At 61.9% G+C, this 25,171-nt stretch carries 23 protein-coding genes and 2 tRNA genes; 6 read left to right on the top strand and 19 right to left on the bottom strand.

The genetic code is table 11. From position 1 onward, the window contains the following. Positions 1-68: 68 nt before the first annotated feature. From rimP to rlmE, 9 genes are all read right to left on the bottom strand, one after another. A complete protein-coding gene (gene rimP / locus KUV45_RS02995) occupies positions 69-530 on the bottom strand; it encodes a ribosome maturation factor RimP (RefSeq protein WP_206942489.1) in 462 nt (153 codons plus the stop codon). 210 nt (positions 531-740) lie between these two features. Continuing rightward, positions 741-817 (bottom strand) — tRNA-Met (locus KUV45_RS02990). Positions 818-948: 131 nt separating this feature from the next. Continuing rightward, a tRNA-Leu gene (locus KUV45_RS02985) sits at positions 949-1,035 on the bottom strand. 16 nt (positions 1,036-1,051) lie between these two features. Continuing rightward, positions 1,052-1,486, bottom strand: coding sequence for a preprotein translocase subunit SecG (gene secG / locus KUV45_RS02980; RefSeq protein ID WP_206942488.1), 435 nt, complete (start codon positions 1,484-1,486; stop codon positions 1,052-1,054). 4 nt (positions 1,487-1,490) lie between these two features. Then, positions 1,491-2,237, bottom strand: a complete 747-nt coding sequence (gene tpiA / locus KUV45_RS02975) for a triose-phosphate isomerase (protein WP_222162143.1) — start codon at positions 2,235-2,237, stop codon at positions 1,491-1,493. Positions 2,238-2,389: 152 nt separating this feature from the next. Further along, entirely contained in the window at positions 2,390-3,739 is a 1,350-nt protein-coding gene (gene glmM, locus KUV45_RS02970; protein ID WP_206942485.1) for a phosphoglucosamine mutase, read from the bottom strand. Continuing rightward, a complete protein-coding gene (gene folP / locus KUV45_RS02965) occupies positions 3,732-4,526 on the bottom strand; it encodes a dihydropteroate synthase (RefSeq protein WP_222162494.1) in 795 nt (264 codons plus the stop codon). Before folP ends, glmM begins: the two co-directional genes overlap by 8 nt. A gap of 196 nt (positions 4,527-4,722) precedes the next feature. Then, positions 4,723-6,714: an ATP-dependent zinc metalloprotease FtsH gene (ftsH, locus tag KUV45_RS02960; RefSeq protein ID WP_222162144.1), complete on the bottom strand. Its 1,992-nt coding sequence runs from the start codon at positions 6,712-6,714 to the stop codon at positions 4,723-4,725. A gap of 317 nt (positions 6,715-7,031) precedes the next feature. After that, positions 7,032-7,700 (bottom strand): 23S rRNA (uridine(2552)-2'-O)-methyltransferase RlmE, encoded by a 669-nt coding sequence (rlmE, locus tag KUV45_RS02955; protein ID WP_222162145.1) that lies wholly within the window; start codon positions 7,698-7,700, stop codon positions 7,032-7,034. 327 nt (positions 7,701-8,027) lie between these two features. Here rlmE and yhbY point away from each other — a divergent pair, with 327 nt between their 5' ends. Then, positions 8,028-8,354, top strand: coding sequence for a ribosome assembly RNA-binding protein YhbY (yhbY, locus tag KUV45_RS02950; protein ID WP_206942611.1), 327 nt, complete (start codon positions 8,028-8,030; stop codon positions 8,352-8,354). A 137-nt stretch (positions 8,355-8,491) separates the two neighbouring features. On the opposite strand, the gene greA is transcribed toward yhbY, so the two are convergent. The 4 genes from greA to dapB form a co-directional block, all read right to left on the bottom strand. Then, on the bottom strand, positions 8,492-8,968 hold the full coding sequence (gene greA, locus KUV45_RS02945; RefSeq protein ID WP_206942482.1) for a transcription elongation factor GreA: 477 nt from the start codon (positions 8,966-8,968) through the stop codon (positions 8,492-8,494). After that, entirely contained in the window at positions 8,965-12,195 is a 3,231-nt protein-coding gene (carB, locus tag KUV45_RS02940) for a carbamoyl-phosphate synthase large subunit (protein WP_222162146.1), read from the bottom strand. Before carB ends, greA begins: the two co-directional genes overlap by 4 nt. A 51-nt stretch (positions 12,196-12,246) precedes the next feature. Then, the gene (carA, locus tag KUV45_RS02935) at positions 12,247-13,392 is read right to left on the bottom strand and encodes a glutamine-hydrolyzing carbamoyl-phosphate synthase small subunit (RefSeq protein ID WP_222162147.1); all 1,146 of its coding nucleotides are present in this window, start codon (positions 13,390-13,392) and stop codon (positions 12,247-12,249) included. 367 nt (positions 13,393-13,759) lie between these two features. Beyond that, a complete protein-coding gene (gene dapB, locus KUV45_RS02930; RefSeq protein ID WP_206942468.1) occupies positions 13,760-14,578 on the bottom strand; it encodes a 4-hydroxy-tetrahydrodipicolinate reductase in 819 nt (272 codons plus the stop codon). A gap of 99 nt (positions 14,579-14,677) precedes the next feature. Between dapB and KUV45_RS02925 the strand changes: the two genes are divergently transcribed. Next, positions 14,678-15,784 carry an esterase-like activity of phytase family protein gene (locus tag KUV45_RS02925; protein WP_222162148.1) on the top strand — a complete coding sequence of 369 codons (1,107 nt, stop codon included), beginning with the start codon at positions 14,678-14,680 and terminating at the stop codon, positions 15,782-15,784. Here the strand turns inward: KUV45_RS02925 and KUV45_RS02920 are convergent. The 3 genes from KUV45_RS02920 to KUV45_RS02910 form a co-directional block, all read right to left on the bottom strand. Beyond that, positions 15,753-16,511 (bottom strand): class I SAM-dependent methyltransferase, encoded by a 759-nt coding sequence (locus tag KUV45_RS02920; RefSeq protein WP_206942465.1) that lies wholly within the window; start codon positions 16,509-16,511, stop codon positions 15,753-15,755. The two genes, KUV45_RS02925 and KUV45_RS02920, sit on opposite strands and share 32 nt — an antisense overlap. Before the next feature lie 246 nt (positions 16,512-16,757). Then, on the bottom strand, positions 16,758-17,732 hold the full coding sequence (locus KUV45_RS02915) for a DMT family transporter (protein ID WP_224851890.1): 975 nt from the start codon (positions 17,730-17,732) through the stop codon (positions 16,758-16,760). Beyond that, a complete protein-coding gene (locus KUV45_RS02910; RefSeq protein WP_222162149.1) occupies positions 17,729-18,154 on the bottom strand; it encodes a MarR family winged helix-turn-helix transcriptional regulator in 426 nt (141 codons plus the stop codon). Before KUV45_RS02910 ends, KUV45_RS02915 begins: the two co-directional genes overlap by 4 nt. A gap of 350 nt (positions 18,155-18,504) precedes the next feature. Here KUV45_RS02910 and corA point away from each other — a divergent pair, with 350 nt between their 5' ends. Then, positions 18,505-19,470 carry a magnesium/cobalt transporter CorA gene (corA, locus tag KUV45_RS02905; protein WP_222162150.1) on the top strand — a complete coding sequence of 322 codons (966 nt, stop codon included), beginning with the start codon at positions 18,505-18,507 and terminating at the stop codon, positions 19,468-19,470. Between the two features lie 4 nt (positions 19,471-19,474). Here corA and KUV45_RS02900 read toward each other — a convergent pair whose 3' ends face one another. Next, positions 19,475-19,747: a DUF2218 domain-containing protein gene (locus KUV45_RS02900; RefSeq protein WP_206942460.1), complete on the bottom strand. Its 273-nt coding sequence runs from the start codon at positions 19,745-19,747 to the stop codon at positions 19,475-19,477. Positions 19,748-19,931: 184 nt separating this feature from the next. Here KUV45_RS02900 and KUV45_RS02895 point away from each other — a divergent pair, with 184 nt between their 5' ends. From KUV45_RS02895 to KUV45_RS02885, 3 genes are read left to right on the top strand one after another with little or no spacing between them, the layout of a single operon-like run. Further along, positions 19,932-21,044: an ABC transporter substrate-binding protein gene (locus KUV45_RS02895; RefSeq protein WP_374107010.1), complete on the top strand. Its 1,113-nt coding sequence runs from the start codon at positions 19,932-19,934 to the stop codon at positions 21,042-21,044. Continuing rightward, entirely contained in the window at positions 21,034-22,101 is a 1,068-nt protein-coding gene (locus tag KUV45_RS02890; protein ID WP_206942458.1) for an iron ABC transporter permease, read from the top strand. The genes KUV45_RS02895 and KUV45_RS02890 overlap by 11 nt, the downstream gene beginning before the upstream one ends. Continuing rightward, positions 22,095-22,844, top strand: coding sequence for an ABC transporter ATP-binding protein (locus KUV45_RS02885; RefSeq protein WP_206942456.1), 750 nt, complete (start codon positions 22,095-22,097; stop codon positions 22,842-22,844). Before KUV45_RS02890 ends, KUV45_RS02885 begins: the two co-directional genes overlap by 7 nt. A 26-nt stretch (positions 22,845-22,870) precedes the next feature. Here the strand turns inward: KUV45_RS02885 and KUV45_RS02880 are convergent, their stop codons facing one another. Both KUV45_RS02880 and dnaJ read right to left on the bottom strand, forming a co-directional pair. Next, positions 22,871-23,782, bottom strand: coding sequence for a DMT family transporter (locus KUV45_RS02880; protein WP_206942454.1), 912 nt, complete (start codon positions 23,780-23,782; stop codon positions 22,871-22,873). 217 nt (positions 23,783-23,999) lie between these two features. After that, positions 24,000-25,136 (bottom strand): molecular chaperone DnaJ, encoded by a 1,137-nt coding sequence (gene dnaJ / locus KUV45_RS02875; RefSeq protein WP_206942452.1) that lies wholly within the window; start codon positions 25,134-25,136, stop codon positions 24,000-24,002. Positions 25,137-25,171 lie beyond the last annotated feature (35 nt).

Here is a 25,171-nt window from a genome sequence, read left to right as displayed (position 1 = left end):
AAACCGATCCTTGTTCTCTCTTGTCGTGCGTCAACTGTTGCGCATCAGCCGTGGCGCACCCGAGTACGTCAGTTATCGAACTGCGGTACCACCCGCGCCTGATCGATACCATCGATCGGGAAGCAATATTCCTCGCCGTCGATCTGAACCAGTACCTCATCGCCCTCGACGCCTGCCAGCAGTCCCTGAAACTTGCGCCGCCCTTCGAACGGGGAGCGCAACTTCAGCGCCACGTGATGGCCGGCGTAACGAGAGAACTGGTCGAGCGTGAACAGCGGACGATCCATGCCCGGCGAAGACACCTCGAGCCGGTATTCACCAGCGATCGGGTCTTCGACGTCCATGATGGCGCTGACCTGGCGACTAATATCGGCACAGTTGTCGACGCTGACACCATCGGCATGATCGATATAAATCACCAGACGGGAATGTTTTCCCTGGGACAGGTAATCGATACCCCAGAGTTCGAACCCCATGGCAGATACCACCGGTTCGATCAACGCATTGAGCGCAGCATCTTTGGTCGCCACGAATGAAAGCTCCTACAGCCGTTGCATCAGCACCTGGCCGGGAGTGAACAGGAAAGTCAGGTGGCTGATTGGCGTTCGCGCTGCCGGGCACACCCGGCAAGCTGCTAACAAAAAGCCCCTTCACAGGAAGGGGCTTTTCCAAGAAACCTGTCACCATCTGGCAGATGTTACGCATGCCCCTTGAGGATACCTGCATGCCTGCCAAGAAGATGGTAGCGGGGACCGGATTTGAACCGATGACCTTCGGGTTATGAGCCCGACGAGCTACCAGACTGCTCCACCCCGCATCAATCTAGGCCGGTGAGTATACTTCGCCATGACCAGGGCGTCAAGGCATCTCACCGAACCGCCAACCCTGAAAAGATCACTGGGCGTACCAGGAGAGCTTGTTTTCCCAACGGCGATGCCGTTTGGAAAATGGTGCCGAAGGCGGGACTTGAACCCGCACGACCATACGGTCACTACCCCCTCAAGATAGCGTGTCTACCAATTCCACCACTTCGGCTAGGGGAGTCCGGAGATCAGCTGTCGCTGTCCTCCAGCACTGGCGCAGCATTATCCACATCAGCTGACTCACCGTCAAGCGTGGGCGCGGAATTTTCGGTGTTTTCCTCACCTTGCGCTGGTGCGCTGTTCTGCGTGGAGCTGTCGTCCAGTGTTGGCGTACCGTTTTGCTGCTCGATGACCTCGGCGTCAGGAATACCTGCCACTGGCGCAGCATTGCCTGCCTCGGAGGCGAAATAGGCCAGCGTCAGCGAGGTGGCAAAGAAGCATGCCGCCAGCGCGCCGGTGGCCTTGGACAGAAAACCGCCGCTACCACGGGAACCAAAGACGGTCTGAGAGGCACCGCCACCGAACGAAGCGCCGGCATCGGCACCCTTGCCCTGCTGCAGCAGGATAAGGACGACCAGGGCGATAGCGATCGCCACGTGGATCATGAGAATGGCAACTTGCATGGATTCAACCTGCTGACTGACAAATGGCTAGAAAATCGTCGACCTTCAGCGATGCTCCGCCGATCAGGCCGCCGTCGATGTCCGGTTGGGCCAGCAATTCCGCCGCATTATCGGGCTTCATGCTGCCGCCGTAGAGAACCTGCATGGACGCCGCCAGGGCGCCACCGTACTGCTCGAGTCGCGCTCGGATGGCCGCATGCACGTGCTGCGCCTGCTCGGGTGTCGCGGTACGCCCTGTGCCAATCGCCCACACCGGCTCGTAAGCCAGCACGAGACGGGCTCGCGCATCGCTGTCGAGCACGTCCAATACCGCGCACAACTGTCCCAGCACCACCTCTTCGGTGCGACCCGCATCGCGCTCTTCGAGGGTCTCGCCGAGGCAAAGCACCGGCGTCAGGCCCTGATGGAGCGCCGCCTGGACCCGGGCCAGCACTGCGGCGTCATCTTCTCCAAACAGCGTGCGCCGCTCAGAATGGCCCACCAGCACCATCTGTGCACCAACATCACGCAGCATGGCGCCACTGACTTCACCGGTATAGGCGCCATCTGGCTTGTCGCTCAGCGTCTGACCAGCGACACGCACGGAGGATGGAAGTGCCTCTCGCGCCGTTCCGACATAGGGAAAAGGTACAGCCAGCGCTACGGTAACCGCCTCGGGCAGGTCGGCACGGGACAGCGCTTCGGCGAAGCTGTCGATCAGGCTACGCGAGCCGTTCATCTTCCAGTTGCCGGCAATCAGCGGTGCACGCATGGATCATCCTCTTTCAAGGTGGGCCGAAATGGTATAGGAGAGGCCCTGTCAAGACAACAATCATGACGGACACGCCGACCCAGTACCTGGGGCCAAGCAGCGGCCCCGATAGTGTCAGAACTGGCGTCAGCGTGCCGCCGCAAGGGACAGGGTCAGCTCACCAGCCCACGCACATCATCGGCAAGGCGACGTGCCAGCCCCTCAACGTCCAGATGGGGGCGACCCTCGACCATGACGCGAATCAACGGCTCAGTGCCGGATGGACGCAGCAGCACTCGCCCTTCAGCGCCCAACTCCGCCTCTACGGCCTTGGTCGCAGCGTCCAGGCTAGGCTCTGCCATCACGGCCTTGGCATCAACACCCGCGGGCAATCGCACGTTGACCAGTGACTGGGGGGCTTTCTCGAAACCGTACAGCAACCGCGACAGCGGCTTCTCCTCGCGCACCATGTACGACAACACCTGCAGCGCCGAGACGATACCATCCCCCGTCGTCTGCACATGACGGCACACGATATGACCCGACGACTCGCCGCCAAGCAACCAGTTGTTGGCCGCCAGTCGCTCCATCACGTAACGGTCGCCGACCTTGGCCCGCTCGAACGGCACACCCATGCCTTCCAGCGCTGCCGCCAGCCCAAAGTTGCTCATCAGGGTGCCGACCACTCCCCCACCCAGTTCGCCTCGCTCGTGGCGGTCCTTGGCGATCAGGTAGAGCATGTCGTCGCCATCGATTTCATGACCATCGGCATCGACCATCAACACGCGGTCGCCATCCCCATCGAAGGCCACCCCCAGATCCGCTCCCTGCTGAATCACTGCGGCGCGCAACGCCGCGGGATGGGTCGAGCCGACCTCACGGTTGATATTCAGGCCATCTGGCTCGGCGCCTACCAGGGTCACCTTGGCACCCAACTCTTTGAATACCGCAGGAGCGATGTGGTACGTGGCGCCGTGGGCGCAGTCGAGGACGATCCGCAGCCCATGCAGGTTGACGCGGTCCGGAATGGTCGACTTGCAGAACTCGATGTAGCGCCCGGCAGCATCATCGACGCGACTTGCCTTGCCCAGCTCATCCGGCGGCACGGTGGTCAGCGTCTCTTCCAGGGCTTTTTCGATCCGCTCTTCGATCTCGTCACCCAGCTTCGCGCCTTCGGCCGAGAAGAACTTGATGCCATTGTCCTGATAGGCGTTGTGGGACGCCGAAATCACGATGCCGGCATCCGCCCTGAAGGTACGCGTCAGGTAGGCAATACCGGGCGTCGGCATTGGCCCCAGCAACATGACGTCAACGCCGGCTGCCGACAACCCTGCCTCGAGGGCCGACTCGAACATGTAGCCGGAGATCCGCGTATCCTTGCCAATCAACACGCGCGCCCGCTGCCGGCGCGGCTCGAGCACTCGCCCGGTCGCCCATCCGAGCTTGAGCATGAAGTCAGGGGTGATGGGTGCCTGCCCGACGGTGCCGCGAATTCCGTCCGTGCCAAAGTAGCGTCTAGCCATGGTGTTCTCCTTCCTCGAGAACGGCCCAAGTCATGTTCACCGCGTCCACATGGGGCCCCACATCGTGAACGCGCAATATGCGAGCACCGCGCTCGACCGCCAGCGCCGACAAGGCCAGGCCTCCCGGCAGACGCTCTTCGACAGCGCGATCGAGCACCTTGCCGATCATGCTCTTGCGAGACATACCGACCAGCAGCGGAAGCCCCAGGGCTTCTAGACGCTCCATGCGGTGCAATAGGCGAAGATTATGCTCTACCGTCTTGGCGAAACCAAAGCCCGGGTCCAGCAAGATACGTTCCCGACGCAGCCCAGCAGCCTCACATTCTGCGACACGGGATTCCAGGAAGCGCGCGACTTCTTCCTCGACCGGTTCCGCGTAGCTCGGTGCGTCCTGCATATCGCCCGGCTCACCCAGCATATGCATCAGCACTACTGGCAACCCCGTTCCGGTCGCCGCTGCCAGCGCACCTTCGCGCCGCAGGTTGCGCACGTCGTTGATCATGCCTGCGCCAGCCAGTGCGCTTTCACGCATTACCTCAGGCGTCGAGGTATCCACCGACACCAGGGCGTCCAGCTCGCGCACCAGCGCCTCAACCACGGGAACAACGCGATCCATTTCCTGCTGGGCGCTCACCGGAGCGGCCCCCGGTCGGGTCGACTCGCCACCCACGTCAATGATGGCGGCACCTTCCGCCAGCATCTGTTCAGCGTGACGCAGGGCATCATCGATCACCATGTGGCGCCCGCCGTCAGAGAAAGAATCAGGCGTCACGTTAAGAATGCCCATGACGCGGGGAAAGGTGAGATCGAGCCGATGTCGGCCGCAGGGCAGCACGGCGGGATAACGAGATTCCATCGGTGAAAAAGTCCTGGCTGGAGACATGGTAAGACACGAGATGAGGGCCACTATCGCAGCATCGCGCGACAGCTGCCCCTGCAACGCCAGAGGCGCCCCGTGGGGCGCCTCTGTCAGGGGCAGAGCATCAGCTGCCGGCGGGGCCGCCGAGGGGGTCGGAGGGACGACGACCGGGACTGTCATCGTCTTCCTCGTCACCTTCTTCGCTGTCAGCACTGGGCTGATCATTGTCGGCAGTGGCAGCGGGATCGCCGGTCACCGGAGACCCACCACCGGAGCCAGGCTCATCCCAGTCCTTGGGTGGACGCGGATCACGACCTTCCATGATGTCCTTGAGCTGATCGGCATCGATGGTCTCGTACTGCATCAGCGCGTCGGCCATGGCATCCAGCTTGTCGCGATTGTCCTCGAGGATCTGTTGTGCCTGCTCGTAGCAGCCATCGATGATCTTGCGGACTTCCCGATCAAGGCGCGTGGTGGTGTCGCCGGACTTGAGCTTGCCGCCGCCCTGACCCGGGCCGCCGAGGAACTGATGCGACTCGTCCTCGTCGTACATGATCGGACCCATCTCTTCCGACAGACCCCACTTGGCCACCATGTTGTGGGCAAGCTCAGTGGCGCGCTTGATGTCGTTGGATGCCCCCGTCGTAACGCCATTCGGACCCAGCGTCATTTCCTCGGCGATACGGCCGCCGAACAATGAGCAGATCTGACTGATGATCTGCTGCCGCGACAGGCTGTAGCGATCCTGTTCCGGCAGGAACATCGTCACACCCAGCGCACGCCCACGAGGAATAATGGTGACCTTGTACACCGGATCATGCTCGGGCATGACCAGACCGATGATGGCGTGACCTGCCTCGTGGTAGGCGGTATTCAACTTTTCCTTTTCGGTCATGACCATGGAGCGGCGCTCGGCGCCCATCATGATCTTGTCCTTGGCCAGCTCCAGCTCCTCCATACCCACCAGACGCTTGTTGCGGCGGGCCGAGAACAGGGCTGCCTCGTTGACCAGGTTGGCCAGGTCGGCACCGGAGAACCCGGGGGTACCACGAGCGATGAAGGTCGGCTTGACGTCATCAGCCAGCGGCACCTTGCGCAGGTGGACGTTGAGGATGTGCTCACGACCGCGAATATCGGGCAGCGGCACCACCACCTGACGGTCGAAGCGACCTGGGCGCAGCAGAGCCGGATCCAACACGTCGGGACGGTTGGTGGCAGCGATCACGATGATGCCTTCGTTGGCCTCGAAGCCGTCCATCTCGACCAGCAACTGGTTCAAGGTCTGCTCACGCTCATCGTTGCCGCCACCCATGCCGGCACCGCGCGAGCGACCTACGGCGTCAATCTCGTCGATGAAGATGATGCAGGGCGCCTGCTTCTTGGCCTGTTCGAACATGTCGCGAACACGGGAAGCACCGACACCCACGAACATCTCGACAAAGTCAGAGCCGGAGATCGAGAAGAACGGGACCTTGGCCTCACCAGCGATGGACTTCGCCAGCAGGGTCTTACCCGTACCAGGCGGGCCCACCATCAGCACACCACGGGGAATCGTTCCGCCCAGACGCTGGAACTTGGTGGGGTCGCGCAGGAAGTCGACCAGCTCCTCGACCTCTTCCTTGGCCTCATCGCAGCCAGCAACATCCGCAAAGGTCGTCTTGATCTGATCCTGGGACAGCAGCTTCGCCTTGGACTTGCCGAAGCTCATCGGGCCGCCTTTACCGGCGCCGCCACCCTGCATCTGACGCATGAAGAACATGAAGATGGCCAGGATCAGCAGGATCGGGAAGCTGGCAATCAGCAGCCGCGTCCATAAGCTCTGCTGTTCGGGCTTCTTGCCCACCACAGTCACGTTATTGGACAGCAGATCATCCATCAGCTTCGGATCTTCCGCCGAAGGGCGAATCGTCTGGAAGCTGGAGCCATCGTTGCGCTCACCGCTGATCGTGTAACCATCGATGGTCACACTGCGTACTTGTTCATTTTGCACCTGCTGGACGAACTGTGAGTAGTTCATCTGGTTCGGTGCATTCTCGACACTGAAGTTGTTGAACACCGTCAGCAGCACCGCCGCGATGACCAACCACAGAATCAGGTTCTTCGCCATGTCGTTCAAGGGACCACCCTCAATTGCAAGAATCTGTCGGCCTATGGTGCCTAAGGGTTCGACACTACATGAGCCAGCCTTGTTCAGCCAGCCTGTTGCGACCGACCCAAGGTGTCACTGCGCTGATTTCAGCGAGCGCCACCAGCAGTATACCTCTGCCCCGCCATGAATTTGGCCTCATAGCGAGCACATCTGACATTATCGCAGCATTAGTCGAAAGCTATCGCAGACGCCTTTCGTCGCCCCACATCTCGCCGCCACTCGCTGAGACCGACGCCTTTGTCCGGAGCCTGCTACTGGAGCGAGGGCGTGGCAGCCGGCTGCCGCTACCCCTTGAACCCCTGGGCCAGCAAGTACACCTCCCGGGAGCGCGCCCGCGAGGCACCTGGCTTGCGCGTAACAACCTTGCGGAAGTCACCACGCAGCTCCTTCAGGTACTCGTCAAAGCCTTCGCCCTGGAACACTTTCGCCAGAAAGGTGCCCTCGGGACGCAGCGTCTGCCTTGCCAAGTCCAGCGCCAGCTCCACCAGGTACATGGCCTGCGGCTGATCGATCGCCGCCATACCACTCATATTGGGGGCCATATCCGACATCACAAGGTCTACCGGGCGATCTTGCAGGCGCGCCAGCAACTCATCGAGCACACTGTCTTCGGTAAAATCTCCCTGAACGAAATCGACGCCCGCCAGGGCATCCATCTCCAGGATGTCCGAGGCGATGACAACGCCACTGTCCCCCACTCGCTCGGCCGCTATTTGACTCCAGCCGCCTGGAGCAGCGCCCAGGTCAATCACCGTCATACCGGGCTTGAGCAGCTTGTCCTTGTCATCCAGCTCAACCAGCTTGTAGCTCGCCCGGGAGCGATAGCCATCCTGCCAACTTTGCTGGACATACTGATCGTCGAAGTGCTCCTTCAGCCAGCTCGCACTCGTCTTGCTGGACGAGGGCTTCTTGCTGGAGGATTTCTTGCTGGAAGGGGGACGAGAGGCTGCCACTACACCACCTGAGAGAAGTTGCCGGGAACGATGTCCTGAAGCGGCTGACCGAGACCAATGGATGGGATGGTCTACAGGCTGCTCCGTTCGGAGTGCCGCTCACCTGGACAGAGAATGACCATGAAGCGCGGTATCGGTTCGGACGACGCCCGGGTCGAAGGCGTATCGATGGGGGTGTCCGGTAAGCGCCGACAGCGATTGAAAAAATGGATGCCGGGGGCGCCATCGACGACAATCGACAGGCGACATCGCTTTCACCGCACGGGGTTTACCCGTACCATGTGCGGTCACGCGCCCAACGGCCAATACGGAATGAAGCAAGATACCATGAGCTTGTCACAGGCACAAAAGAAAGCAATGCGCAGCATCGGCCACCACCTCGACCCGGTGGTCACGGCCTCGGAGAACGGCATTTCCGAGGGCCTGTTGGCCGAGCTCGAACGCGCCCTCAATGACCATGAACTGGTCAAGGTGAAGCTGGCGATTCCCGACCGCGACGACCGCACCGCCGTGCTGGACGAACTGGTCAACCAGAGCAAGTCCGAGCTGATCCAGAAGATCGGCAAGGTCGCCCTGCTGTATCGCAAGAACCCCAAGGCCAACCCGAAGCTGTCCAACATCACTCGCTTCGAGAACCACCACGGCCGCCACTGACAGCGCTAGCCACTGACGGCTACCAGGTCAGCCGCCAAGCGCGGAAGGCGACGGCTCAAGGCCAGCTTTAACACCAAACGACACCGCCCCGCCAGGTTGCCTGGCGGGGCGGTGTCGTTGGAGCGGGAGAGTTGCGCTTAGATGTGCTCGACGCCGGTAATCTCGTACTCGACTTCGCCGCCAGGAGTGCGCACCAGCACCACTTCACCTTCTTCCTTGCCGATCAAGGCGCGGGCAATGGGTGACGTGACGGAGATGCGACGCTCCTTGATGTCGGCCTCATCCTCACCAACGATGCGGTAGGTCACCTCTTCGTCGGTATCCAGGTTCAACAGCTCGACGGTCACGCCGAAGATCACCTTGCCCGTCTTCGGCAACTTGGTGACATCGATGACCTGGGCGTTGGACAGCTTACCCTCGATCTCTTGAATACGGCCTTCGATGAAGCCCTGCTGCTCGCGGGCAGCATGGTACTCGGCGTTTTCCTTGAGGTCGCCATGCTCGCGGGCTTCCGCGATGGCAGCGATCACTGTCGGGCGAGCCTCGCTCTTGAGCTGCTCGAGCTCTTCACGCAGGCGTTGCTCACCGGCGACGGTCATCGGGACCTTGTTCATGTATTCGCTCCTGCATGCAGTTCCTGTAGCCGCCGCACGGTAACGGCATTGCCGTACTCGAGCGCCAAGCAAACGGCACTGGCCCCTGCCAGCGTCGTGGCATAGGGAACCTTGTGGGCGAGTGCGGTGCGGCGGATCACCGAGGAGTCGTTGATGGCCTGGCGGCCCTCGGTGGTATTGACGATATAGGCGATCTCGTCGTTCTTGATGGAATCGACGATGTGCGGCCGGCCTTCGTAAACCTTACTGACGACCTCAACGGGCAGACCAGCCTGTTCAAGGGCTGCCGCCGTTCCTCGGGTCGCACAGAGTGTGAAGCCCAATGTTACCAGAGAACGTGCCACTTCGATAACACCCGCCTTGTCCGGCTCGCGTACCGACAGGAACGCCTTGCGATCACCGGTCAGCGGCGGGATCGCCTCGCCAGCACCCAGCTGAGCCTTGTAGAAGGCCTCGGCAAAGGTCTCGCCAGAGCCCATCACCTCGCCGGTGGACTTCATTTCCGGCGACAGGATCGGATCCACACCGGGGAACTTGTTGAACGGGAACACCGCTTCCTTGACGCTATAGAAATGCGGCACGATCTCCCGCTCGAACCCTTGCTCCTTGAGGCTGACGCCAGCCATGCAGCGGGCGGCAACCTGCGCCAGCGAGGTGCCGATGCACTTGGATACGAAGGGCACAGTGCGCGAGGCACGCGGGTTGACCTCGATGACGTAGATTTCGCCGTCCTGCCAGGCCAGCTGGACGTTCATCAGACCCTTCACGCCCAGCTCGACGGCCATGCGCTTGACCTGCTCGCGCATCTCGTCCTGCACGTCCGCCGGCAGCGAGTACGGCGGCAGCGCACAGGCGGAGTCGCCCGAGTGCACACCGGCCTGCTCCACGTGCTGCATGATGCCGCCGATCACGACCTGATCGCCGTCGGACACTGCATCGATATCCACCTCGACCGCCGCGCTGAGGAAATGGTCGAGCAATACCGGCGAGTCATTGGAGACCTTGACCGCATGGGTCATGTAGTTCTCGAGCTCGCTGGCGTCGTAGACGATCTCCATGGCCCGGCCGCCCAGCACGTAGCTCGGGCGCACCACCAGCGGGTAGCCGATCGCTTCGGCCTTGGAGAAGGCCTCATCGAAGCTTCTGGCGGTGGCATTGGGGGGCTGCTTCAGACCCAGCTTGTCGATCATCTGCTGGAAACGCTCGCGGTCCTCGGCACGGTCGATCGCATCCGGGGTAGTACCAATGATCGGCACGCCAGCAGCCTCGAGGGCACGGGCAAGCTTCAGCGGGGTCTGGCCACCGAACTGGACGATCACGCCGACCGGCTTTTCCTTGTCGGCGATCTCGAGCACGTCCTCCAGAGTCACCGGCTCGAAATACAGACGGTCAGAGGTATCGTAGTCGGTGGACACGGTCTCGGGGTTGCAGTTGACCATGATGGTCTCGTAGCCGTCATCGCGCATGGCGAAGGCGGCATGGACGCAGCAGTAATCGAACTCGATACCCTGGCCGATACGGTTCGGACCTCCACCCAGCACCATGATCTTCTGGCGGTCGCTGATCTCGGCCTCGCACTCTTCCTCATAGGTCGAGTACATGTAGGCGGTGTCGGAGGCAAACTCGGCGGCACAGGTGTCTACCCGCTTGTACACCGGGCGGATACCGGCATCCTGGCGTGCCTTGCGCACATCGTCCTCGGAAACGCCAAGCACCTTGGCCAGGCGCGCGTCACCGAAGCCCTTGCGCTTGAGACGATAGATCTCGCCAGCATCCAGCGAGGACAGCGAGCGACTGGCCAGATCCTGCTCGATCTTGACGATATCTTCGAGCTGCACCAGGAACCAGGGGTCGATATTGGTCAGTTCAAAGACGTCTTCCACGCTCATGCCGGAACGCATGGCGTCGGCGATGTAGAAGATGCGCTCGGCACCGGCAGCCTGCAGCTCGCCCTTGATCAGCGCCATGTTGTCGGCGCTGAAGTCGGTCACGATGGGATCGAGGCCATCATTACCGGTCTCCATGCCGCGCAGGGCCTTCTGCAGAGACTCCTGGAAGGTCCGGCCGATCGCCATGACCTCACCCACCGACTTCATCTGGGTGGTCAGGCGGTCATTGGCCTGGGGAAACTTCTCGAAGGTGAAACGCGGAATCTTGGTGACGACGTAGTCAATGGACGGCTCGAACGAGGCCGGAGTGCGCCCGCCGGTAATATCGTTCTGCAGCTCATCCAGGGTGTAGCCCACCGCCAGCTTGGCAGCGATCTTGGCAATCGGGAAGCCGGTGGCCTTGGAGGCCAGCGCAGAGGAGCGCGATACACGCGGGTTCATCTCGATGACCACCATGCGCCCGGTCTCGGGGTCCACGCCAAACTGGACGTTGGAGCCGCCGGTCTCGACGCCGATCTCGCGCAGCACCGCGAGAGATGCGTCACGCATGATCTGGTATTCCTTGTCCGTCAGCGTCTGCGCAGGCGCCACGGTAATGGAGTCACCCGTGTGGACTCCCATGGGGTCAAAGTTCTCGATGGCACAAACGATGATGCAGTTGTCGTTCTTGTCGCGAACGACCTCCATCTCGTATTCCTTCCACCCCAGCAGCGATTCGTCGATCAACAGCTCATGGGTCGGAGAGAGCTCAAAGCCACGATGGCAGATTTCCTTGAACTCTTCCTTGTTGTACGCCACGCCGCCGCCAGAGCCGCCCATGGTGAAGGACGGCCGGATGATGGCCGGGAAGCCCAGTTCGCTTTGAATTTCCCAGGCCTCGTCCATGCTGTGAGCGATCTTGGCCTTGGGGCACTCCAGACCGATATTCTTCATCGCCTTGTCGAAGCGATCGCGATCCTCGGCCTTGTCGATGGTGTCGGCATTGGCCCCGATCATCTCAACGCCATACTTTTCCAGGACACCGTGACGATCCAGGTCCAGTGCGCAGTTCAGCGCGGTCTGGCCCCCCATGGTCGGCAGCACCGCATCGGGGCGTTCAGCCTCGATGATCTTTTCTACCGCCTGCCAGGTGATCGGCTCGATATAGGTAGCGTCGGCCATGGCGGGATCGGTCATGATCGTCGCCGGATTCGAGTTGACCAGGATGACGCGGAACCCTTCTTCACGCAGGGCCTTGCAGGCCTGGGCGCCGGAGTAGTCGAACTCGCAGGCCTGACCGATGACGATCGGGCCTGCGCCGATGATAAGGATGCTTTTCAGGTCTGTACGCTTGGGCATGGTGCTTCCCGCAAGAAAATTGGACGATGAACCGGAGTCTGGGTGAGCGCCTTAACGACGGCGTTGCATCATGTCGATGAAGCGGTCGAACAGCGGCGCCACATCGCGGGGGCCTGGGCTCGCCTCGGGGTGACCCTGGAAGCTGAAGGCCGGGCAATCGGTACGCTCGATACCTTGCAAGGTGCCGTCAAACAGGGAGCGGTGGGTCGCTCGCAGGGTGTCCGGAAGCGATGTCTCGTCGGCGGCAAAGCCGTGGTTCTGACTGGTGATCATCACATGCCCGGAATCGAGATCCTGCACCGGGTGGTTGGCACCGTGATGACCATGATTCATCTTGACCGTGGCTGCCCCACTGGCCAGCGCCAGCAGCTGGTGACCCAGACAGATACCAAAGACAGGCACCTGGGTGGTCAGAATCTCGCGGATTGCCTCAATGGCATAGTCACAGGGTTCGGGGTCGCCGGGGCCGTTGGACAGGAACACGCCATCGGGCTTCATCGCCAGCACCTCAGCCGCTGGCGTCTGCGCCGGCACCACCGTCAACTTGCACCCGCGGCTGGCCAGCATACGCAGAATGTTGAACTTGACCCCATAGTCGTAGGCCACCACGTGGAAGGGGCGCTCGCCGGCAGCAGCGTCAACGTAGCCTTCGCCCAGCTGCCATTCGCCTTCATTCCATTCGTACGCTTCGCTACAGGACACCACCTTCGCCAGATCCATGCCCTTGAGCCCCGGGAAGGCACGCGCGGCTTCCAGCGCGCGCGCTACGGCGTCATCGCCCTCGGCCTCGCTGCCCGCCAGGATGGCGCCATTCTGGGCCCCCTTGTCGCGCAGAATGCGCGTCAGGCGGCGCGTATCGATATCTGCGATACCGACGACATTCTGACTGGCGAGATAATCGGACAGGCTCTGGGTGGAGCGGAAGTTACTGGCAACCAACGGGAGGTCGCGGATGACGAGGCCCGCGGCGGCGATGCTGGAAGACTCGATGTCTTCGGGATTGATGCCGGTATTGCCAATATGAGGGTAGGTCAGCGTGACGATCTGTCGAGAGTAGGAAGGGTCGGTGAGAATTTCCTGATAGCCGGTCATGGCCGTATTGAACACCACTTCGCCACTGGTCTGCCCGTCTGCACCAATGGCCGTGCCGTGGAATACGCTGCCATCTTCCAGGGCCAATATTGCGGGTTTGTTCAACGCTACGTCCTCCCAAAGCTCGTCAAGGTATCCACGACCGCTGCCACCGCCCGTGACAGCCTGTCGCCAGGCCATTCGGCACCGACCCGGCCCGCCGCATGACAAGCACACGAGGGGCCGGGCCGTAAAAAAGCGGGACGAAACCCGGTGTTTGACCGGTTTCATCCCGCTTGTTGTCATTCGCTCGGAATGCACGGCCGCCACACTACGCCAGCAAGCGTCGTTAAATGCGCTTTCTGGGCGGCACTTTCATGCCCGGCTCGGCCAAAATTTTTGGAATGTTACAGCATTCAGAGGTATCTGACTACCCCCGTTCACGCATCAACCCCCGGCAGCCTTTGCCACCGAACGTTGCGACCAGACAGACTTACTCAAGCCCCAGCACATCGTTCATGCCATAGCGTCCGGCATCGCGCCCGGCCACCCAGCGCGCAGCGCGCACAGCACCGCGGGCAAAGGTCATGCGGCTAGACGCCTTGTGGGTGATCTCGATGCGCTCACCTTCCGTCGCAAACATCACGGTGTGCTCACCGACGATATCCCCTGCACGCACGGTAGCGAAGCCAATCTCCTTGGCATCACGGGGGCCGCACTGGCCGACGCGCTCAAACACACCGTGCTCCTTGAGATCACGATCCAGAGCGGCGGCAACCACCTCGCCCATGCGCAGCGCCGTGCCGGAGGGGGCATCCACCTTGTGTCGATGATGGGACTCGATCACTTCGATGTCGTAACCTTCATCGCCAAGCGCCTTCGCCGCGGTTTCCAGCAACTTCAGCGTCAGATTCACACCGACACTCATGTTGGGCGCAAACACCATGGCGACCCGGTCGCGATAGCTGTCGAGCTCGGCCAGCTCGTCATCGGACAAGCCCGTGGTGCCAATCACGATCGCCTTGCCATGCTGGGCGCAGAACGCCAGGTTGGCCAGCGTCACCTTTGGCGCGGTGAAGTCGATCAAGACGTCAAAATCATCGACGATAGCGTCCAGGGAATCGACCGCAGTCACCTCCAGCCGACCGATACCCGCGAGCTCTCCCAGGTCTGCGTTCGTCAGCGAACTGCCCGGCTCAACGATACCACCGGCGAGAGAAGCCGCTTCATCCTGGGCGACGGCGTTGACCAGGGTGCGACCCATGCGACCGGCGACGCCGACAATAGCAATACGAGGGGCGGTTGAACTCATGCAAACTCCAGCGCTGACCAATGATAAAACTGCAAGAAACTTGGCGCAGTATACCAATGCCACACCACAATGCCTTGCCCACGCTTCAATGAGGCCTCCATGTTGCCCAAGCCCCTGCCCCCACACTGCCTGGCCATCGGACTGATCATCCTGTCGTCGTGGCTCAGCGGCTGCACTACCCAGGTCGCCTCAGCCAACCTTCAGGGTGATGCCCCCGCGCCGGCAGCGCTCGAGTTCTGCGGCACCCTGGCGCTACCCGGCGAATGGCAGCCGCTTGATGATGTCGCGCCGGTGCCCCTGGGCGGGCTGTCCGCCATGGCCTGGGACAACGATGAACAGCGCCTGTATCTGCTATCGGATCGTGGACGCCTGCACCAGGCGACCCCCGTATTTCGCGATGGCCGGCTGGTTGACCTCACGGCGCTATCGAGCCACCGACTGACGGACCGAGACGGTCGCCGGCTGGAAGGCAAGGCGGCAGACGCCGAGTCTCTGGTACTGATGAATGACCGCGACAACGTTGCAGGCAATACGCAGCTGCTGGTGGGCTTTGAACAGGATCACCGCGTCGAAGGCTTCACCACCACGGGGGTATCAAGCGGACGGATCATACGCTCCCCTTTGACGGCCAGCGCTGCTGACAACCAGAGCCTGGAGGCGCTTGCCTGGGTGCCCGGCATCGGCCTGCTCGCGGGACTGGAAGCCCCATCGACCGACATGCCACAGCCTCCCACCGACGACATCTCAAGCCGCCATACGCTGCTGTTCAGCCTGCCCGGAGACGACACACCGGTCACCCGCTGGCACTACCCCTTGGCATCGGCACCTGGCAGCGCACTGACAGAGCTACTGACACTCGAAGACGCTGCCAGCACTCGCTCGCCCCGTCTGCTGGCCCTGGAGCGGGCGTTCTCCCCACCACACCCTCTGACCATCACCCTGAGCCTGGTCGAACTGCACCAACCCCCGACCGTCGACGTCACACGTCTTGCCAGCCTGTCTGCAGGAGACGGCTGGCGAATCGACAACATGGAAGGACTGGCAAGGCTGCCAGAAGGCAGCATCCTGATGGTCAGCGACGACAACTTCAGTGCACTTCAGCGCAATCTGCTGAGCTGCTTCCGCCTGCGGCAGGACCTCGCTGACACACCCCTTCCAGCGGGACCACCAATGTCTAGCGACGGGCCACCAGCAGATGATGATTGAAGCCCTCTGGCCCCCACAACCAAGCTGACTCGGCATCAGGAAATCGCAACGGCTCGCGCCGGACCTGCGAAAAGCCCACGCGTTGCAGCGTTTCGACCACGGTTCTGCCGGGAATGGCTACATGGTCCACCGGCAACCAGGCAGACCCCGAGCGCACCTGACCCGCCACGCGACTCCAGGGAGCCGGACGCTGCCCCGGCGCCACCCCAGGGTCATAGCGATAGCTGGTCAAGGCTTCCAGCCGCGCCATTCGCTCTGGATCGAACACATAGTCATGGGTGATATCCAGCCACACCAGCAGGCCGCCAGGCTTCAGCGCCTCGAAGAGATTGCGACACGCACGAGCCAACTGCTCTGGATCCTGAATGAAATGAAAGGCAAAGACGCTGACCAGGGTATCGAAGGGCGCCTCGGGCAGGGCTAGCGGCTGATAGGCATCCTCCACACGGAACGTCGTGCCGAGCCCACCATGGCGCTGTCTGGCCAGGGCTATCTGCGCGGGGCTGATATCGACGCCCACCACCTCACTCGCACCCTGACGACGCATATCTGCCGCCAGGTCGCCGTTGCCACACCCCACATCGAGCACCCGCTTGCCGACAACCCCTTCCTCCAGCCCCAGGTAGTGCAGCACCGACCCGGTAAAAATACAGTAGCGGGGATCTTGAGCCAGCTGGTCGTAGCGCTCGGCCAAGGCGTCGGAAAAACCGTCGCCAGATGACGCCATGGCTAGCCCACCCACATCAGCCACGGAAGAAGAGGGTGCAAATGACTCTGAGTCAGTGGCTGGGCCTTGCTCTGGCTGTCGGTTTGTAAAGGAAGAAGAACAAATACCTGACATGACGAGCTCCATGGCCAAAACCGCCGATGAGCCACCTTTTACCGCCCGCCAGAGATAACGTCACGTCACATTTAGATACACAGAAACACAAAAGCTAGATTTGCGCATTACCGCACAATAATCGAAGTGTACTTACCCCATTCGACATCCCGGCTCCGCATCCGTCCTGGGCACTGCGTGGCGCCGTTGGCGCATGTCCCGCCGCAACAGCAGCACAATGGCGGCAACGACCAGCACACTCCCAGGCAACCACAACCAGGATATGCGCGTCGGCATCTGCACGAATAGCAGCCACATCGAGACAAAGGGCACAAGATAGCCATAGGCAGTGACCCCTGCTGGAGTCAGCGTGGCCGTAGCATACTGCTGCAGCCAGAACGTCATGCCACTGGAGAACAGACCGAGATACACCAAGATCCCGAGATCTCTGGAGGTCATCTGTAGCAAGGCGGTCGAATCCCCGGCCGCGACACCCAGCAAGCCGATCAGCAGCGCCCCCAGCACCAGGCTCCACAGCGTTCGCACCCCCGCATGGGGCGACAGCCAACCTCTGGCCAAGCCCAGTTTCGACAGCACCGGATACAGCGCAGAGGCGATGCAGCCCAGGAAGAAGACCAGCTCCCCCGTGCCTAGGCGCATATTGGCAAAGGAACCCCCTGCCTCGGCCCACGCCAGCGCGATGGCGCCTGCCGCCCCCAGCAACAGCAGCCCCAGCAGCGATAGCGCAGGATCCTCGACGCCCACCAGTCGCCCAAGGCAGTACGCCAGCAGCGGTACGCTCACGAACAAGGTGGCCATGGACAGGGCACTGGTCAGGTGCGCTACCCAGAACATGGCGCCGAAGAAACCTGCCAGACACAGCCCCATCAGCCCATACAGCAGCAGCCCGGGACGACTGGGGCAAAGGCCTGGCGCCCGCCACACCAGCGGCAACACCGCAGCCGCTGCAATCACGAAGCGTAACGATGTCAGCGCAAGCGGCGGCAGTCCTTGACTGAGCAGCCCGACGGCCGGGAATGACAGCCCCACCAGCAATGCCCACAACACCATGCCAAGATGGGCAGGCAAGGCGCCAGCCCTCCAAGAAGACCGGGCTAGCGAGCTCATTGGCGCTCCTCCAATGTCAGCAACAGTTGACGCAGCCCATTGGCCAGGGCATCTGCTTGCTCATCAGCTAGCCCTGAGCGCATCTGTGCCAGCGACTCCAGGTAGGCATCGAGCAGGCCAGGGATCATGGCTCTACCCGCCTCGCTCAGCTTGACCAGCACGCTTCGGCGATCGCTGGGATGCGCCACCCGCTCCACCAACCCCCGCTCCACCAGGCGGTCGAGGCGATGTGTCATGGCCCCTGAGGTCAGCACCACAGCCTCGCACAGCTCATTGGGTGTCAAACCGTCAGGAGCATCACGTCGATACAGAGTGGCGAGCAGGTCGAACTCACCCTCTTTCAGGCCGTGCTCGCGAAACACCGCATTCACTCGTCGATCCACGTGCTTCAGCACTCGGTAAAGGCGCGTAAAAATCCCCATATCCACGGGATCCTGGGCAGGTAGCGCGCGTCGCCACTCGTCCTGAAGACGGTCTATGGCATCTTTTTCGCCCGCAACACCAATGTTGGCCGAACCTGCCGCTGGACCGATGCCTCTGTTGCCACCTGATGGCCCTGTCTTTGTCTCAGCCTCTGTCATGACCGCTCTCCCTCGCCGCTCGAACAGCTATCTTTATACAAAGTATCTTTATATAAAGATAGATAGTCCAAGCCGTTTTGCCAAGGGACCGTCACCACGTTGTTGTGCCTCGCACTGCAAAGACGGATGACCAGCGACAGCACCAGCTACCTTTTCAGCAACGACATCTCGATCGCACGGGGGAGGTAGCCATGATCATCAACTGCGTAGCCTATGAAGAGGGGCGTCGGCTCTGCGACATTGATGCCAGTGAGGTGGCCGTCCACCTTGCCCACCCCCATCGCTTCGTGTGGGTCGCCCTGCATGATCCGGACGCAGACGAACTGGCCACCTTCCAGGAGGTATTCGGGCTTCACGAACTGGCGGTGGAAGATGCCCTGGCAGGCCACCAGCGCCCCAAGGTGGAAGAGTATGGAGATGCCTTGTTCGTGGTGACCCAGATGATGTCGGCGCTACAGGAGGAGATCCAGTTCGGCCAGCTGGCCATCTTCGCGGGACCTGGCTATGTGCTGTCGGTGCGCCAGCACCACCATCGCGGTTTTACCGATGTCAGGCACCGGTGCGAGCGAGAGCCAGAACTCCTCAAACAGGGGCCGGCCTTCGTGCTGTACGCGTTGATGGATGTGGTGGTCGACCGCTATTTTCCGATTCTCGAGAGCCTGGAGGCAGAGCTTGAAAGCATCGAGGAACAGATGTTCGTCAAAGGCAACGCAAGAACCAGCCTGAAACGTCTCTATCAGCTCAAGCGCAGCATCATGTGCGTCAAGCATGCGGTGAACCCGCTGGCCGAAGCCAGTGCCCATCTATTTGGCGGACGCGTGCCCGCGCTCTGCAAAGGCACCCAGGATTACTTTCGTGACGTCTACGACCACTTGCATCGCATTGAGGCTGCCGTCGACACCATCCGCGAGACAATCACCACCGCCATTCAGGTCAACCTGGCCATGATTGCCATCGACGAAGGAGAGGTGCAGAAACGCCTGGCGTCCTGGGCGGCCATTTTCGCCGTGGCGACCATTCTTGCGGGCGTCTGGGGAATGAACTTCACGCATATGCCAGAACTGGACTGGCGCATGGGCTATCCCATGGCACTGGGGGCCATGGGACTATGCTGCGGCGCGCTTTATCGTCACTTTCGACGAGCCGGCTGGCTATGACACCTTACTGCCAGTGAATGCTCAGCGTCTCCTTGCTGGCCATACGCTCCAGGTGGCTGGCCACCACACCCTGCAAGCGTGCCAGCTGCTCCGCGTCCTGCGCCTCAAGGTCCACCTTGAGCTGCGTCTCTGACGCGCTCATCAGGCACTCGCCACCAGGGAAGACCACTCGCCCCGACGCCGCATCCACCTCGAGCTTGTGCGCCCAGTGCTTGCACAACCGATTGATCAAGCGCTGCCCGGATGACGTCTCGACGATAGCCTGGGAATCCACCATACTGTTCACCGTTTTTACGAATACGAATACGTCGCAGTAGAATAGCGCCGACTCACGCGCCACGTCAGGCAACGCAGCGTTGCCTTTTCTGCGACGGAAGACACCTGGATCGCCCCCAAGCCATGTATGCAGGGCACTCGGCCGTCCTTCACCACCTGAGAACCCAGTCTCGATGAAACCTTTCATGATGTTTGGCCTAGCGGCCCTGTCCCCGTTCGCGGCTGCGGCCGCCATGGCCGATACCACTACTGTCACGGATGTGGCCGGACGCCAGGTCACCCTCGAGACCCCGGTTGAGCGAGTCATTCTTGGCGAAGGCCGCCAGATCTATCTGCTGGGCGCACTTCAGCCCGACGCTCCCTTTGCAGGCGTGGTGGGATGGCGTGAAGACTTCTCCCAGGCCGACCCGGACAGCTACTCCCGCTACGCCGAGAAGTTTCCCGAGTTGCTGGAGCTGCCGACGTTCGGCGGCTTCAAGGACGGCACCTTTGACGTCGAGCAGGCCGCCTCGCTGTCTCCCGACGTGGTCCTGATGAACCTGGAAGCTCGCGCCGCTACGGAAGACGCAGGCTACGATGACAAGCTGGCAGAGCTCGACATTCCGATCGTCTACGTGGACTTCCGCGAGGATCCGCTGGCGCATACGATCCCCTCCATGCGCCTGATGGGCGAGCTGCTCGGCAAGCAGCAACAGGCCGAGGCCTTCATCGACTTCTCGGAAGAACAGCTGGCCAAAGTGACCGATGTGATCGCGGGAGCGAATCCCGAGCGGCCCAGCGTGTTCATCGATCGCGCCGGTGGCTACTCGGATGACTGCTGCATGAGCTTCGGGCCCGGCAACTTCGGTGAATACGTCGAACTGGCGGGGGGCAGCAACATCGCCGACGGCATCATCCCCACCACCTTCGGCACCCTCAACCCGGAGCAGATCATTGCCGCCAATCCTGACCACGTGGTGGTCACCGGTGGCAACTGGGATGCCTATGTGCCTGGCGGCAACTGGGTTGGCATGGGCCCTGGCGCTGACATGGACGCGGCTCGCACCAAGCTGGAACGGCTGACGCAGCGCACTGCAATGACCGGCATCACTGCCGTGGAGCAGGGTCAGTTCCACGCCATCTGGCACCAGTTCTACAACAGTCCCTACTACTTTGTGGCAGTACAGCAACTGGCCAAGTGGCTCCACCCCGAACTGTTCGAGGACCTGGACCCCGAGGCGACCTTCCAGGAGCTGCACGAGCGCTTCCTGCCCACCGACTACGAGCCCGGCTACTGGATCACTCTGGATGAGCAATGACAGTACGGCGGTCGTCGATCACAGCGGTCGCGACGCCTATCGTTCACTGGTCCTGCGCCGCCAGATCATTCTGGCGGCGCTGGTGGCAGCCCTGGCACTCAGCCTATGTATCGACCTGGCACTGGGGCCAGCCCGCTTCACGCTCGCCGAGGTGGTCGCGGCTCTGCTGACGCCTGACCAGGTCGAGGCACAGGCGCGGGTCATCGTCTGGGAAATACGCATGCCTGTCGCGCTGATGGCCCTGGTCGTCGGTGCCAGCCTGTCCATTGCCGGCGCCCAGATGCAGACCATCCTCAGCAATCCTCTGGCCAGCCCCTTCACCCTGGGTATCTCTGCCGGTGCCAGCTTTGGCGCGGCCCTGGCGCTGGCCTTCGGCGTTGCCATCATCCCGGCAGCACTGGACTACGTCATCCCCATCAACGCCTTTGTCATGGCCATGCTCACGGCGTTCCTCATTCATGCGCTTAGCCTCAAGCGTGGCGTCACTATCGAGACCATCGTGCTGCTAGGCATCGCCATGGTCTTCATCTTCAACTCCCTGATGGCGCTGATTCAGTTCTTTGCCAGCCAGCAAGCGGTATCTGCCGTCGTCTTCTGGACCATGGGCAGCCTGACCAAGGCCACCTGGCCCAAGCTATGGATCGCCCTCGGCGTCTTGCTGCTGGTGGTGCCGCTGCTGGCCCGTCACGGCTGGGCGCTGACGGCGATGCGTCTGGGCGACACCAAGGCGGAAAGCATGGGGCTGAAGCCTCGGCGGCTGCGCCTCGAAGTGCTGGTGCTGGTATCCCTGCTGGCAGCGGTCTCCGTCGCCTTTGTCGGTACCATCGGCTTTATCGGTCTGGTCGGGCCCCACATCGCCCGCCTGCTGGTCGGTGAGGATCAACGCTTCTTCCTGCCAGGATCCGCCTTGTGTGGCGCCCTGATCCTGTCCATTGGCTCAGTGCTGTCCAAGGTGATCCTGCCAGGCACGGTCATACCCATCGGTATCATCACCTCGTTGGTGGGAATCCCCTTCTTCCTGTTTCTCGTGCTCAACCATAAGAAGGCCTCATGGTAAGCCTACGTCTTGATCGTCTTTCGGCGCGCTACGGTCGGCGCCAGATTCTTGCCGAGATCACTACCCCGACCTTCCATGGCGGCCAGGTCGTGGCGCTGCTGGGCCCTAACGCCGCTGGCAAGTCGACCCTGTTTCGTCGCGTCTTCGGCGTACTTAAGGGATCCGGACAGGCCATTGTGGAAGGCGCGCGGCAAGATCGCCCGATGGCCTACATGACCCAGGACAACGGCGCCAGCGCAGTGCTGACCGTCTATGAAGCGGTGTTGCTGGCTCGCATGCAAGGGCGCGGCATGAAGGTGCAGCCACAGGACCTGACCCAGGTCGAACGAGCCCTGGCGGAGCTCGGCATCGCCGACCTGAGTGAGCGGGATATCGGGGATTTGAGCGGTGGCCAACGCCAGATGGTCAATGCGGCACAAGCCTTGGTGCAGGAACCCGAGGTGCTGCTGCTGGATGAACCCACCTCTGCGCTGGACCTGCATCGCCAGGTCGGGCTTCTGACCATCCTGCGGCGTCTGGCCAGTGAGCGCGAGATGCTCATTCTCGTGGCCATTCACGACCTGGGACAGGCACTACGCTTCACCGACCAGGCCATGCTGCTGGAACAGGGCCGTCTGGTCGCATGTGGTGCCACCAAAGACGTTGTCACCAGCGAGCTGGTGGAGCGGGTCTACCGCGTCAGAGCCAGGGTTGAACCCTGCTCCATGGGGGTACCGCAACTGATTGTCGAAGACGCTATCTAGGGAAGTGCTAGATTCGCCCGGCTAGCCTACTTCAACGTGTCAGGGCGCCTGCGGCGAAAGCCTAGGCGGCGCCCTTCCATCGCCGCCAGAGCCGCCCCGCCCAGCATCAGAGGCAGCGCCAGCAGAAAGCCCGACGATAGCGGCTGGCCAAATAGCCAGACGTCTGCCAACACGGGCCAGATCAGCGCAATGTATTCAAAGGGCGCCAGTCGCGACACTTCCGCGAAACGCAGCGCCAGGGTCATGCAGATATGGGCCGCGCCACCGAACAGTCCCGACAGGATCAATAGCGTCAACGTTTCCGTCGGCAGCGCCACCCAACCCAATGGCCACGTCGCCAGTCCCGCCAGGGTGCACGCCAGCACGAAATAGAACGCGATGGCACCAGCGCCTTCAGTGCGCGAGATACGTCGCACCGTCACCAGCGCAGCAGCCGTCAACGACGCCCCCAACACGCCTAACGCATAACCGGATAGCTGGCCGGCCTTGTGGCTGTCACCGATATCCGGGACAACCAGCACGGCGACCCCAGCGACAGCCAGCATCAGCGCCAAGGCCCGCGGAAGGGTGAAGCGCTCCCCCAGCATCACGACACCGCCGATGGCCATCAGCACGGGGGCGAGCTGTGCCAACAAGGTTGCCTCTGCCACCGGTAATCTGGCCAAGGCAGCGAAGGTGGCAAACATCGACGCAGCGCCAAGACTGGAACGCAGCAGGTGTCCACCAGGGCGGCGAGTGGCCAGTCCTTTAGGAAATTCGTGACGCCAGGCCAGGAACACCACGATAGGCAGTAGCGCGAAGGCGGAGCGGAAGAACACCACCTGTCCCAGCGGCACGTCGTCACTCACCCATTTCACGCAAATCAGCATCGCCGCAAACAGCAGGCCGGAGCCAATCCGCAGCACAATGCCCGCAAGCGGCCGGTCCTGATTACCCATGGCTTATGCCTTGGTGAATGCGCAGGCTCATGCCCTGTTTTAAGCGCTGGTTTAAGCCCTGGTTTAAGCCCTGATTCAGGCCCTGGCTCATGTCCTGGTCCATGTGTCCCCACGTCCTTTTGTGCCTGTCTGACAAACGCCAACCCCCAGCGCATGGCGCCGGGGGTTGGCGGGTCACATCAGCCCGGGTAGTCCCGGGTCGCTGGCCAGCAGCGACTTACAGCTTCATATCTTCAAAGAACTTCTTCACACCGTCGAAGAAGCTCGACTTCTTCGGCGAATGCTGGGCATTGCTGCCACCGAGGCTGTCCTGGAAGCTGCGGAGCAGGTCTTTCTGCTCTTCGCTGAGATTAACCGGTGTTTCCACCACCACGCGGCACAACAGGTCACCCGCGGGGCCTCCGCGAACCGGCTTGACCCCCTTGCCACGCAACCGGAACAGCTTGCCTGTCTGGGTTTCTGCCGGAATCTTCAGCTTGACGCGCCCATCCAGAGTGGGCACTTCCAGCTCTCCACCAAGGGCCGCATCAACAAAGTTGATCGGCACTTCACACTGCAGGTGACGGCCATCCCGTTCGAAGATATGGTGCGGCTTGATCGCCACCTGCACGTACAGATCGCCAGGCGGGCCACCGTTGACCCCAGCCTCGCCCTCACCGTTGAGGCGAATGCGATCACCGGAATCGACGCCAGCCGGAATCTTGACCGACAGGGTGCGGGTCTCGCGCACGCGCCCTTCGCCATGGCACTTGTGGCACGGCACCTTGATGTGCTGGCCGCTGCCATGACAGGTCGGACACGTCTGCTGCACGGCAAAGAAGCCCTGCTGCATGCGTACCTGACCATGACCGTGACAGGTGGGGCAGGTCTCCTTGGTGGAGCCGGGCTCCGCACCATCACCGTCACAGCGCTCACACTCGACGTGGCGAGGCACGCGAATGTCCACACTGGTACCGGCCACGGCACTTTCGAGGTCGAGCTCCAGGTTGTAGCGCAGATCGCTGCCGCGCTGCGGGGCGTTGGGGTTGCGACGACCGCCGCCACCGCCAAAGATGTCACCGAAGACATCCCCGAAGATATCGCTGAAGCCGCCAGCCCCGGCGCCGCCGAAGCCACCACCGCCCTGACCGTCGACGCCGGCATGGCCGAACTGGTCATAGGCCGCGCGCTTCTCGCTGTCGGTCAGTACCTCGTAGGCCTCGGACACTTCACGGAATTTCTCCGCCGAGGTGTCATCGTCCGGGTTGCGGTCCGGGTGGTACTTCTGTGCCAGCCGCCGATAGGCCTTCTTGATGTCCTTCTGATCGGCACCGCGCTCGACACCCAGTACCTCGTAGTAGTCTCGCTTGGACATGGGTCTGTCCGCCTCCGTAGCGATCCTCAGCAACA

Origin of the sequence: Halomonas sp. DP3Y7-2 (genome assembly GCF_019800795.1) — a bacterium.
Taxonomy (GTDB): domain Bacteria; phylum Pseudomonadota; class Gammaproteobacteria; order Pseudomonadales; family Halomonadaceae; genus Halomonas; species Halomonas litopenaei_A.
This window is presented reverse-complemented; position numbering and strand designations above follow the sequence as displayed.